An 11,409-nucleotide genomic window follows, 5' to 3' on the forward strand; every position below is an offset into this window, starting at 1 on the left:
GCGATGCACCCTGCCGAGGCGCTGGCTCAGCAACTGAAGCCCGGTCGCGGCTGGGATGAGTGGCTGACGGACGAGTTCCGTCAGCCCTACATGCGGCAACTGGCCGAGTTCCTGGCCGCCGAGGAACAGGCCGGCAAGGTGCTGTTTCCGCCAAGACATCTGTGTTTCAACGCCCTGAACAGCACGCCACTGGATAAGGTGAGTGTGGTGATTCTGGGGCAGGATCCCTACCACGGCCCCGGCCAGGCCCATGGCCTGTGTTTTTCGGTCCGGCCGGATGTGCCTCCGCCCCCGTCCCTGGTGAATATCTTCAAGGAAATTGAAGCGGATCTTGGCCATCCGCGGCCCGATCACGGCTGCCTGCAAACCTGGGCCGGGCAGGGTGTGCTTTTGCTGAATGCGGTACTGACCGTGGAGCAGGGCAATGCCGGCGCCCATCAGGCCAAAGGCTGGGAAACCTTTACCGATAAGGTGATCGAAACCATCAATCGCGAGCGCGACGATGTGGTGTTCCTGCTCTGGGGCAGCTACGCCCGCAAGAAAGGCCGGCATATCGATCGCAACCGTCACCTGGTGCTGGAAGGGCCGCATCCGTCGCCCCTGAGTGCCTACCGGGGCTTCTTCGGCTGCAGTCACTTCTCCCGGGCCAATGACTGGCTGCTCAGCCGGAACCGGCCTGCGATCGACTGGAGCCTGCCACCGAAGGCCGAATTGCTACAGCGTTACGGCAAGCAATAATCAGCTTGCCGGATCAGCTTCCCGCTCCGGTACCGGGTAGGGCAGGTCGAGCACTTCGAATTGGCAGGCGTCGTTACCTTCCAGGCTCAGTGCCGACTTGTCCGCATCATGACGCAGAACGGCCAGCAGCTCGCCCCCGTTGTCTGAGGTCATCACCGCATTGACCACATCCCCGGCCTTTTTGTCGCCTGCCAGCAGGTTGCTGCCAGCTTCAGGCGCCTGGGTGCAGCCGGTAAAGGCTAGCCTGTACAGGCTCTTCTTCAGCTGGCCGAGGAAATGCATGCGGGCGATCACTTCCTGCCCGGTATAGCAGCCTTTCTTGAAATGCACGCCCTGAAGATGCTGCAGGTTCAGCATTTGCGGTACGTAGGCTTCCACGGTGGTTGGTGTCAGCCAGGGCACGCCGGCGGCGATGCTGGCGGCGTTCCAGTCGTTTATGGTCAGCTCGGGAAGCCCTTCTGGTAATTCGGCAGCACCTTCCGGTAGCCACCATTCGTATCGGGGTAAAGCCCCGGCGCTGTCCTCAATGCGGATCAGGTAGCCGTTCTCTGTAGCCACTACATCGCCCGGGCTGCCCAGTGTGGCGGCGTTGTCTCCGGCAACCGTTACGGCGGCCTCCTGGCCCAGCAGGCCGATAATCCGGGCCTGCTCTACGACATCCATGCGGGTACCGCGGAACAGCATCAGGTATTTCTTCAGCTGGCCCAGGGTGGCGTCTGACAGTTCCCGGTCCAGGTCCATCAGCAGGTCCTGCTGGTCCCGCACCAGGCGGGTCAGGCAGTAGGCGCGGCCTTTTGGTGTGCTGGCTGCGGCCCGGCGTGATTGTTGGGGGGTAACGTCGTCCACGTGCTGGGAAAACTGGCCCTGAACAAACTTGTCGGTGCCCGGGCCGCTGATGCGGACCATGACCCTGTGCTCAAGCACCGCGTAGCCATGTTGGTTGGCGGTGGTGGGGCGGTTGTTCATAAAGCTCTCCGCAATGGGATGGAAAATTCGTTAAGCCGTTGTTGGCCGGCCGGCTCTCAGCCACATCCGTAACCGGCGAAAATCGGTCTCCGGGGCGTTGGCGCCAAACAGGGAGCTGGCACCGAGAACCAGTACAAACATAGTTCTGGATGTGGTGTCTGCAGGGCGCAGTTTCAAGGCCAGGAAGGAGGCGCCGAGGCTGCTCGAACCGCAGATTCTTACAGTGCGGGTTTCCCCGTTTGCCAGCTGGCAGGTGAGGGTGTCGGCGTCAGATTGCAGGGCAACAATGGCGTCAGGGCCCTGTAACAGCCCGCAACGCCGGAACTGGCGAACAGCCATGATCCCTGCAGGCGCCAGCAGCAACAGCAGCCAAAGACTGCTGGCCGGGGCTGCGACGAGGCTGAACACCATCAGTACCAGCCAGGGCAGGGCAGCCAGTATGCCGGCCGCCCGTGAAGGGGAAAGTCTCAGTTCAATCCGGCTGGACACGGTTCAGGATGATCTCCACGATCCGCTGCAGATCCGGGTCCTGCGGCTTGCTGCGCTGCATGAACCACTCGAACATGTCGGTGTCTTCGCAGCTCAGCAGCTTGCGATAGCGCTCCTGGTCTTCCGGATCGAGATCCCGGTAGGCTTCTTCCAGAAACGGCAGCAGCAGTACATCCAGCTCGAGCATGCCCCGGCGGCTGTGCCACCACAGGCGGTGAAAGTCGGTATGGTCGTTGGATGCGTTGGTGTCAGACATAGTCGATTGCCTTGAAAACAGAATGGAATCTCCCGGTCAGGGAGACAGTGTGCGATAGGTGGTGGGTATCAGGACCGTGTCTTGCGGATCGTTCAGCAGGCCCGGGTAGTCCAGTGTGTAGTGCAAGCCCCGGCTTTCCTTGCGTTGCAGGGCCGAGCAGATGATCAGGTCTGCTACGGTAACCAGGTTACGCAGCTCGATCAGGTCATTGGTTACCCGGTAATTGCTGTAGAACTCGCCGATTTCTCGGGACAGCAGGTCGACCCGGTGCTTGGCCCGCTGTAATCGCTTGGTGGTGCGTACAATGCCCACGTAGTCCCACATGAAGTGGCGAAGTTCGTCCCAGTTGTGGGAGATCACAACGTCTTCATCGGAATCCCGTACCTGGCTTTCATCCCAGTCCGGTGCCGCGGGTGGTGCCGGAATATCCGATTCCCGGCGGGTGATATCGGCAGCGGCGGCGCGGCCGTACACCAGGCACTCCAGCAGGGAGTTGCTGGCCATGCGGTTGGCCCCGTGCAGGCCGGTGAAGGCTGCTTCCCCCACCACATAGAGCTGGTTGATGTCGGTGCGGGCGCGTTCGTCGCTGACAATGCCACCACAGGTGTAGTGGGCCGCAGGCACCACCGGAATAGGCTCCTTGGTGATGTCGATGCCAAAGCCCAGGCACTTCTCGTAAATGGTCGGGAAGTGGTGCTTGATGAAGTCTGCCGGCTTGTGGCTGATGTCCAGGTACAGGTGGTCTGCACCCAGGCGCTTCATTTCATGGTCGATGGCCCGGGCGACGATGTCCCGGGGCGCGAGCTCGGCGCGTTTGTCGAAACGGTCCATAAACCGGCTGCCGTCTGGCAGCTTCAGGACACCACCTTCACCGCGAACGGCTTCGGTAATCAGGAATGACTTGGCGTGCGGGTGGTACAGGCACGTAGGGTGGAACTGGTTGAATTCCATGTTGGCGACCCGGCAGCCGGCCCGCCAGGCCATGGCAATACCATCGCCGGAAGCACCATCCGGGTTGGTGGTGTACCGGTAAGCCTTGGAAGAGCCGCCGGTGGCAATCACGGTAAACCGGGCCCGGAACAGTTCCACGTGGTTGTCTTCCAGGTTCAGGATATAGGCGCCCACGCAGCGGTTGCCCGGCAAGGCCAGTTTACGGTTGGTGATCAGGTCTACCGCCACCCGGCCGGATTTCAGGTCGATATTCGGGCGCGCCGCAGCCTGGCTGGCCAGGGTGGTGGATACCGCATGGCCGGTGGCATCGGCGGCATGGATGATGCGCCGGTGGCTGTGCCCGCCTTCACGGGTCAGGTGGTAGTCGGCGCCATCGTCCTGGCGGGTGAACTCCACACCGGATTCAATCAGCCACTCGATGCTTTCCTTGCTGTGCTCCACGGTAAAGCGCACGGCGTCTTCGTGGCACAGGCCACCGCCGGCGTTAAGGGTGTCCTGTATGTGGTTTTCCACAGAGTCGGTATCGTCGAGCACCGCCGCAATGCCGCCCTGGGCCCAGAGTGTGGCGCCCGAACTGATGTCGGCCTTGCTGACCACGCACACCCTGAGGTGTTCCGGCAGGTTGAGCGCTACGGTCAGGCCGGCAGCGCCGCTGCCGATAATGAGAACGTCGTATTCGTAGGACTGTGGCATTGAGTCGATGTCGCGGGCCATAATGTGGACGTGTATTGAACTAAACTTTGCGCTTGCTGTCTATTTGGCCTGAACGAACGCAGGAACATGCCCAATGACTCAAGCAAATTTTGCCAAGGCCAGAAAGCCAGTGGCCAGCAACAGGGGACACACTGCTGTTTCGTCCATGACACCTGATAAAGACTGGAATCCCGGAGAGCAGTCCGACAGCCAGACGGACCTGCAATTGGTACGCAAGGTCCGTAACGGCGACCGTGCGGCCTTCGACCTGCTGGTGGTGAAATACCAGTCGCGCGTGGCCTCTATTATCAGCCGCTATGTCTACGACAGCCAGGAAGTCATGGATCTGGCCCAGGAAACCTTTGTCAAAGCCTACCGGGCGATTGACCGTTTCCGGGGCGACAGTGCGTTCTATACCTGGTTGTACCGGATCGCTGTTAACACCGCCAAAAACTACCTTGAAGCCCGGGGGCGCAGACCTCAGGGCTCGGCCGATGCTGCCGAAGCCGAAAACTTTGATGATGGCAGTCGCCTGCGCGACGTCGCCTCGCCAGAGCGGCTGCTGCAGCGGGAGCAATTACAGAAAGCCCTGAGCGAAGCCATCGCCGGTTTGCCGGAGGAACTTCGGTCTGCGTTTCTGCTCAGAGAGTATGACGGCCTGAGCTACGAAGACATTGCCCGGATTCTGGAGTGTCCGATAGGAACCGTTCGTTCCCGGATATTCAGGGCGCGGGATGCAGTGGATCGCCAGTTGGCGCCGCTGCTGAATCATTCAGAGATATAAACGAGGTTGCACCTGATGGATGATCGTCTCAGAGAGACCCTGTCAGCGATGATGGACGACGAAGCGGATGAACTGTCGGTTCGGCGCTTGTTGTCCCATGCCAACCAGGGCGAAGTCCGGGATCAATGGCAGCGCTGGCAGCAGGTCCGGGATCTGATGCACGAAAACCACGGCCCGGCGGAAGGCCTGGATATCGCCTCTGCTGTGCGTGAGCAGCTTGATGGCCGGAGCCGCCGCGAGGTAGCGGCCAGTGAGGTTGCCCGGTCGCCGCGCCGGCGCTGGCACATGCCGGTCGCTGCCATGGTAGTGATGGCGCTGGTGGTCGGCTTTGGTGCCGGGGCCGGCTGGGATTCCCGACCGGGTGACGTTCCTGCGGCCATCGCGGGGCAGGGTGCGGTTGCACCGGTTGCCTTACCATCGGCTGTGGAAGAGGTGGCCCTGCAACGCCTGGATGAAGAACAACTGCAGCAGATGCGCCAGTATCTGCTTGAGCATGCGCAGCACAACAGCGTGGGCGCCGGGCGCGGTTCGGTAGGCTATGCCCGCCTGGTCAGTGCCAGCGGCGGTTATTGAGTTTGGAGCAGTTTCAATGATGGTTCCGGTTGGCATGAATGTCAGGTTGGTGGGTACTGCGCTGGTGACAGTTCTGGTATTGCTTTTTGCCATGCAGCCGGTAAAGGCCGACGAGTCACCCGCTGATCCGGACCCGGCCATGGCCTGGCTGGAGCGCATGGGCCCGGCCCTGAATATGACATCTTATCGCGGTGTGTTTGTTTATGCCCGGGGCGACCGGGTTCACTCCATGCGCATCGCCCACCGCTACCGCAACGGTCGGGTGGAAGAGCGCCTGGTGATGCAGGACGGTGGCAGCGGAGAGATTGTCCGCAAAGGCATGAATGTAGTGTGCGTGTTGCCGGATCGTGGCCGGATCAGCCTGGAAGAAGTCATTCCCTCCGGCCCCTTTGCCGAGGCCTTTACCAGCCAGTTGATGCCCTTCGGGCAGTGGTATCAGCCGGAACTTATCGGTGAAGACCGGGTGGCGGGATACGATGTGGTTACCGTGGCCCTGACCGCCCGAGACAGCGATCGTTACAGCCACCGGTTGTGGCTGGAGAAAGAAACGGCTCTGCTGGTGAAAAGCCATGTGCGCAACGCTGACGGTGAGGTGCTGGAGCATTTCCAGTTCACCAACCTGGACATAAACGGCGACATTCCCGATGAAGAGTTTGAAGTGCAGACCCGGGGCCGGGAAATTACCCGCACGCTCGACGACGCCGGCCAACCCCGGCAATCGATGATAGCGCGCATGAACGGCTGGACCCTGAACTGGCGCCCTGAGGGTTTTGAACCCGCAGCAGCGCCTCGTTCCGGCAAGGGCAAAGCGGTTGCTTTCTCTGATGGCCTGGCCGCATTTTCGGTATTTGTTGAACCCATGGGCCGGCTGAAAATGCCCACCGGGGCGTCCAGAATCGGTGCTACCACCGTATATATGCGTGAGGTGGCGGTAAAGGAACGCGCGTTCCTGATCGCGGTGGTGGGAGAGATCCCGCCAGCCACGGCACGAAAGGTGGCCGATGGTGTGAAAATTGACGGTGCCCTTGGCCTGGTGTCTGAACGATGATCACTGAAACCGGCAAAGTGGTTGCCCTCAAGGGCGACCGGGCCTGGGTGCAGACTATCCGCACCAGCGCCTGCCAGAGTTGTTCGGCGCGCTCCGGTTGCGGCCAGCGGGCACTGGCGTCGGTGTCTGGTGGGCGTGCGAACCAGATACTGGTGGCCAACACCGTGGATGCCCGGGTGGGCGATGAAGTGGTGATCGGAGTGGACGAGCAATCAGTGCTGACCGCTTCGCTGGCGGTATACGGGCTGCCCCTTGTGCTGATGGTGCTGGGCAGTATCGGGGCCTATCGGTGGCTGGGGGCGACGGACCTTGTCGCGATTACCGGCGCGCTGGCGGGCCTGGCTGCGGGCTTTGTCGCAGTCAGACACTGGCAGTCCGGCTCCGGTGACCGGTTTGAACCGCGCCTTGTGAGGGTCAACCGTATCGCAACGGTGAACTGTCTCTGAGTCCTACCGTTTTTTAAGTTGAAAATCAGAGGCCTGACCCCAGAATTAACGCTGTATCACAGTCATAACAGGGGGTTGTAGATGTCGAGAACAAACACAAAAGCTGCCCGGTTGTCCCCGGTCCTGAAGCCCTGGCCGGTGCTGGGCGCACTGCTGATGTTGTCAGCACTGGTGTCGGTCTTCTGGAGTCAGGGCCTGGCGGCCCGCGGCTTGCCGGACTTCACCGAGCTGGTGGAGGAAAATTCCAGTGCCGTGGTCAACATAAGCACCACAACGGATCCGCAAAGCAGCGGCTCCCGCTTCCAGGGTATGCCCTTCGACGAGCGCCAGTTCGAGCAGCTGCCCCCGTTCCTGCAGGATTTCTTCCGTGGCCCCCAGTCGCCGTTTGGCGGGTCTCCCTATTCCCAGCAGCCCAGCCGTTCCATGGGCTCCGGCTTCATTGTTTCCAAAGACGGCTACGTGCTGACCAATAACCACGTGGTGGAGGGTGCAGACGAAGTGATCGTGCGCCTGAATGATCGCCGGGAGTTCAAGGCGGTTATCGTAGGCACAGATCCACGCTCTGACATGGCAGTGCTGAAAATCGACAACGGTGATGACCTGCCGGTGGTCAGCATTGGTCGTTCTCAGGATCTCAAGGTCGGTGAGTGGGTGTTTGCCATCGGATCGCCGTTCGGGTTCGACTACACGGTAACTGCGGGCATTGTCAGCGCGCTTGGCCGCTCCCTGCCATCTGAAAACTATGTGCCGTTTATCCAGACCGACGTTGCCATCAACCCCGGCAACTCTGGCGGGCCGCTGTTCAACCTGGATGGTGAGGTTGTCGGCATCAACTCCCAGATTTACACCCGCTCCGGTGGCTTCATGGGGGTATCGTTTGCCATTCCCATTGACGATGCCATGAGCGTATTTCGCCAGATCCGGGACGAAGGCAGTGTTGCCCGGGGCTGGTTGGGTGTGTTGATCCAGGAGGTCAACCGGGACCTGGCCGAGAGTTTTGGTCTGAAGCGCCCCCGTGGTGCCCTGATCGCTGAAGTAATGGAAGGCTCTCCGGCTGAAAGTGGTGGCCTGCAGTCTGGTGATATTGTTCTCGAGTTCAATGGCGAATCTGTCCAGCGTTCCTCAGACCTGCCGCCCATGGTGGGCCGCACTGTGGTGGGTGAGTCGGCCCGGTTGACCGTGTTGCGTGAAGGCCGGGAGATGGACCTGGATGTCGAGATCGGTCGCTTGCCGGAGGACGGTGAAACCGCAGCCAGCCCGGAAGTGGGCAGCAACGAGAACAGCGGCTCCAACCCCCTGGGGCTGGCGGTCGAGTCGCTGAATGATGAAATGGCCCGGGCAGCAGGCGTCGACGGTGGGGTGCTGGTGTCCGGTGTTGGCCAGGGCGCAGCCTACGAGGCCGGAATTCGCCCACGGGATATCATCACCGAAATCAACCGCAAGCAGGTGCGTTCGGTTGACGAGTTCCGCAAGGTGGTGGCGGGCCTGCCGGATAACCGGGCCGTTTCGGTACGCATCGTGCGCCAGGGCCGGGCTATCTACCTGGTGATGAAGCCCTGACCTGAACGCCCGGGTTCAACAGCTCACAAAGCCCCTGACGTGGTTCACGACACGCTCAGGGGCTTTTGCTATACTTTTTCGACCGATAATAACGATGGCTATGGCACGGATCGCCGGAAATGATGACAAAAAAGGAACTCCCCCTCCGTAAGTTGCTGAAATTCAGGAACGCCTGGGTTGCCTGGGGCGTGTTCCTGGTTTCAGTCATTGCCACCATTCTGCTCTGGCAATTGTCCATCCGCCTGGTGGAAGATCGCACCGAGGCCCGCTTCCGTACCCAGTCCCTTCAGCTGAGAACTGCCATTGAAGAGCGTTTGCTCAATTACGAGCAGGTGCTGGCCGGCAGCGCCGGGCTGTTCGCTGTCAATGGCCGCGTTACCCGCGAGCAGTGGAGCGAGTACGTCAATAAGGTGGACATCAACCGCTACTACCCGGGCATTGAAGGTATCGGGTTTGTCGAGCGCATTGGCGTGCGCCAGATGGCGGATCACATCTCTTCGGTGCGGGCCCAGGGGATATACGATTACCTGGTCCGGCCGCTGGGCAAGGGGCCCTACTATTACCCCATGGTGTATATGGAGCCGGGTACCGACAGGAACCGGCGGGCACTGGGGTACGATGCATTCAGCGACCCGGTGCACCGGAGTGCCATGGAGCGGGCTCGGGATGCCGCAGTGCCTATGGTTACCGGCAAGGTGGTGCTGGTGCAGGAATCGGTCGATGAAGACCAGGCCGGCTTTCTCATGTATTACCCGGTTTTTCAGGGCGGTGAGGTGCCGGAAATCCGGGCCGAGCGACGCATGATGCTGGCGGGCTATGTGTTCAGTGCCTTTCGTATGAACAGTCTGTTTGACGGCATTGTCGGGCTGATCTCCCCGTTCCTGGACGTTCGCATCTACGATAACGGCGTAGTGGCCCGCGACACCTTGATGTACGGCTCTAACCTCGGTTCCCTGGAAAACGATTTCAGTTTTGAAATGAGCCAGACCGTGTCGCTCGGTGGCCGGGACTGGCTGCTGCAAACCCGCTCTACCCCGGCCTTTGATTACCTGGCGTCTGACGCGCGCCCGCCGATTGTGCTGGGCTCCGGCCTGGCCATCAGCCTGTTGCTCTGGCTGTTTGCACTCGCCCTGATCCGTTCGCGGATGATTGCCCAGGCCAGCGCCGGCCGTTACCGGGCCATTACCGAGGGGGCCGCCAACGTAACGCTGGTCCTGGATGAAGAGGGCCATGCCTTGTATGCCAGCCCCTCCAGCAAGGATATTCTGGGCTTTGATCCGGACGCCGTTGATCAGCTGGAGTTTGACCAGCTGGTGCATGCTGATGACTGGTCGGCCCTGAAGCGCGGTTTCAAGGATGCCATGGCAGAGCCGGGCAAGCAGATGCCGGTGGTGCGGGCCAGGATACGGGATGCCCAAAGCCGCTGGCGCGATATGGAGGGCACCTACACCGCCATGCTGACGGTTCCCGGGGTGAATGGCGTTGTACTCAGCCTGCGGGACCTTACCCAGCTGAAGGCGGCCCAGTCGGAATTGCATCGCCTGGCCTTCTACGATCCGCTGACCGGGCTGGCAAACCGGCAGCTGTTCCGGGATCGACTGGACCATGTGGTGCGCCGTTGCCGGCGCAGTGGTGAACCGGCCGCCTTGATGTTCCTGGACCTGGACGGGTTCAAGCGAATCAACGACACCCTCGGCCATGACGCCGGTGACGAACTGCTGTGCCAGGTGGCTCAATGGCTGCAGGGCTGTGTCCGGGAAGAAGATTCGGTGGCGCGGCTGGGTGGTGACGAATTTGTGGTGCTGCTTTCGCGCATCAGCGATTCCGACGCTGCAGGCCGCGTCGCCGAGTCGATTCTGCGCCGGCTTTGCCAGCGTATCCGCCTGAACGAGCACGAGGTAGGGGTAACCGTCAGTATCGGGATCACCATGATTCCCGACGACAGCGAAGATGCCGGCACCCTGATGAAATACGCAGACCTCGCCATGTACCGGGCCAAGGAAGTCGGCCGCAACACCTATCAGTTCTTCACTCCTGCGATGAATATCAAGGCGGCCAGGCGCCTGTTGCAGCAGGAAGAGCTGGCAACCGCCCTGGAAGGCGACCGGTTTGTACTGCATTACCAGCCGAAACTGGACCTGGCAAGCCAGCGGGTAATCGGGGTAGAGGCCTTCCTGCGCTGGCATCATCCGGAAAAGGGATTGGTATCGGCGCAGCAGTTTATCAGCCTGGCAGAGGAAACCGGCCTGATCATCCGCCTCGGTGAGCTCGCCCTGCGCCAGGCCTGCATCCAGGTACAGGCGCTGGAGCGGGCGGGCTTTGAATCCCTGAAAATGGCGGTGAACTTCTCGGTACGGCAGCTCACAGATTCCGGTTTCCCGGATCTGATGCGCCGGGTGATTACCGAAACCGGGGTATCACCGGACCGGCTGGAGCTGGAAATGCCCGCCGAGCTGCTCAATGAAGACCCGAGGCTGGTTCGTGAGTTGCTGGTGTCGTTGAGTGATCTTGGTGTGTGCCTGATCCTGGACGATTTCGGTACCGGTTCCTGTTCTCTGGCTGCCCTGCAGCAGTTGCCGCTGAACGTGATCAAGATTGATCACCGGTTTATCCGGGACATTCCCTACAATGTCAGCGCCACCGACGTAGCCTCGGCCGTTATCGCCCTGGCGCACCAGCTGCACCTGACCGTTGTGGCGGAAGGGGTGGAAACCATGCAGCAGCTTAACTTCCTGAAATCCGCCGGTTGTGCCCAGGGGCAGGGTAACCTGTTCAGCTATCCGCTGGACGAAGATGCCCTGATCGGGTTCCTGATTCGCCAGTACGAGAAGCCGCTGATTTCCTGATCATGGCAATGACGGCCGGTAACCGGTAAAATCACGCCGTTCCCGGATCCCGGTAGCGG

The 11,409-nt window shown here is 61.0% G+C and carries 11 protein-coding genes; 7 read left to right on the plus strand and 4 right to left on the minus strand.

Annotated features, from left to right (window positions below):
* The first annotated feature begins 3 nt into the window (after positions 1–3).
* Positions 4–738 carry a uracil-DNA glycosylase gene (ung, locus tag B2589_RS08330; RefSeq protein ID WP_199456297.1) on the plus strand — a complete coding sequence of 245 codons (735 nt, stop codon included), beginning with the start codon at positions 4–6 and terminating at the stop codon, positions 736–738.
* Here ung and B2589_RS08335 read toward each other — a convergent pair whose 3' ends face one another.
* Genes B2589_RS08335 through nadB form a run of 4 tightly spaced genes read right to left on the minus strand, consistent with a single transcriptional unit; the run spans position 739 to position 4,093 of the window.
* Entirely contained in the window at positions 739–1,704 is a 966-nt protein-coding gene (locus B2589_RS08335) for a YgfZ/GcvT domain-containing protein (RefSeq protein WP_199456298.1), read from the minus strand.
* A 30-nt stretch (positions 1,705–1,734) separates the two neighbouring features.
* Positions 1,735–2,193 (minus strand): hypothetical protein, encoded by a 459-nt coding sequence (locus B2589_RS08340; protein WP_199456300.1) that lies wholly within the window; start codon positions 2,191–2,193, stop codon positions 1,735–1,737.
* Positions 2,177–2,449, minus strand: a complete 273-nt coding sequence (locus B2589_RS08345) for a succinate dehydrogenase assembly factor 2 (RefSeq protein WP_058340296.1) — start codon at positions 2,447–2,449, stop codon at positions 2,177–2,179. Before B2589_RS08345 ends, B2589_RS08340 begins: the two co-directional genes overlap by 17 nt.
* 36 nt (positions 2,450–2,485) lie before the next feature.
* A complete protein-coding gene (nadB, locus tag B2589_RS08350) occupies positions 2,486–4,093 on the minus strand; it encodes an L-aspartate oxidase (protein ID WP_199456306.1) in 1,608 nt (535 codons plus the stop codon).
* A 94-nt stretch (positions 4,094–4,187) separates the two neighbouring features.
* On the opposite strand from nadB, the gene rpoE reads away from it, so the two are divergent.
* From rpoE to B2589_RS08380, 6 genes are all read left to right on the plus strand, one after another.
* Entirely contained in the window at positions 4,188–4,877 is a 690-nt protein-coding gene (gene rpoE / locus B2589_RS08355) for an RNA polymerase sigma factor RpoE (protein WP_286816233.1), read from the plus strand.
* A gap of 15 nt (positions 4,878–4,892) precedes the next feature.
* On the plus strand, positions 4,893–5,450 hold the full coding sequence (locus B2589_RS08360; protein ID WP_199456307.1) for a sigma-E factor negative regulatory protein: 558 nt from the start codon (positions 4,893–4,895) through the stop codon (positions 5,448–5,450).
* Between the two features lie 16 nt (positions 5,451–5,466).
* Positions 5,467–6,498, plus strand: coding sequence for a MucB/RseB C-terminal domain-containing protein (locus B2589_RS08365; protein ID WP_414673941.1), 1,032 nt, complete (start codon positions 5,467–5,469; stop codon positions 6,496–6,498).
* Entirely contained in the window at positions 6,495–6,944 is a 450-nt protein-coding gene (locus B2589_RS08370; RefSeq protein WP_058340294.1) for a SoxR reducing system RseC family protein, read from the plus strand. Before B2589_RS08365 ends, B2589_RS08370 begins: the two co-directional genes overlap by 4 nt.
* 156 nt (positions 6,945–7,100) lie before the next feature.
* Positions 7,101–8,504 carry a DegQ family serine endoprotease gene (locus B2589_RS08375; protein ID WP_228285695.1) on the plus strand — a complete coding sequence of 468 codons (1,404 nt, stop codon included), beginning with the start codon at positions 7,101–7,103 and terminating at the stop codon, positions 8,502–8,504.
* 119 nt (positions 8,505–8,623) lie between these two features.
* Entirely contained in the window at positions 8,624–11,350 is a 2,727-nt protein-coding gene (locus B2589_RS08380; RefSeq protein WP_199456309.1) for a bifunctional diguanylate cyclase/phosphodiesterase, read from the plus strand.
* The last annotated feature ends 59 nt before the right edge of the window (positions 11,351–11,409 follow it).

Source organism: Marinobacter sp. UBA3607 (genome assembly GCF_002375525.1).
GTDB lineage: Bacteria > Pseudomonadota > Gammaproteobacteria > Pseudomonadales > Oleiphilaceae > Marinobacter > Marinobacter vinifirmus.

What these genes read in the sequence shown, in the direction of transcription:
- B2589_RS08335 (WP_199456298.1), bottom strand. Translation starts at nt 1,704, where the DNA reads ATGAACAACCGCCCCACCACCGCCAACCAACATGGCTACGCGGTGCTT.
- B2589_RS08380 (WP_199456309.1), top strand. Translation starts at nt 8,624, where the DNA reads ATGATGACAAAAAAGGAACTCCCCCTCCGTAAGTTGCTGAAATTCAGG.
- B2589_RS08375 (WP_228285695.1), top strand. Translation starts at nt 7,101, where the DNA reads ATGTTGTCAGCACTGGTGTCGGTCTTCTGGAGTCAGGGCCTGGCGGCC.
- rpoE (WP_286816233.1), top strand. Translation starts at nt 4,188, where the DNA reads ATGACTCAAGCAAATTTTGCCAAGGCCAGAAAGCCAGTGGCCAGCAAC.
- B2589_RS08360 (WP_199456307.1), top strand. Translation starts at nt 4,893, where the DNA reads ATGGATGATCGTCTCAGAGAGACCCTGTCAGCGATGATGGACGACGAA.
- B2589_RS08365 (WP_414673941.1), top strand. Translation starts at nt 5,467, where the DNA reads ATGATGGTTCCGGTTGGCATGAATGTCAGGTTGGTGGGTACTGCGCTG.
- B2589_RS08345 (WP_058340296.1), bottom strand. Translation starts at nt 2,449, where the DNA reads ATGTCTGACACCAACGCATCCAACGACCATACCGACTTTCACCGCCTG.
- nadB (WP_199456306.1), bottom strand. Translation starts at nt 4,093, where the DNA reads ATGCCACAGTCCTACGAATACGACGTTCTCATTATCGGCAGCGGCGCT.
- B2589_RS08370 (WP_058340294.1), top strand. Translation starts at nt 6,495, where the DNA reads ATGATCACTGAAACCGGCAAAGTGGTTGCCCTCAAGGGCGACCGGGCC.
- ung (WP_199456297.1), top strand. Translation starts at nt 4, where the DNA reads ATGCACCCTGCCGAGGCGCTGGCTCAGCAACTGAAGCCCGGTCGCGGC.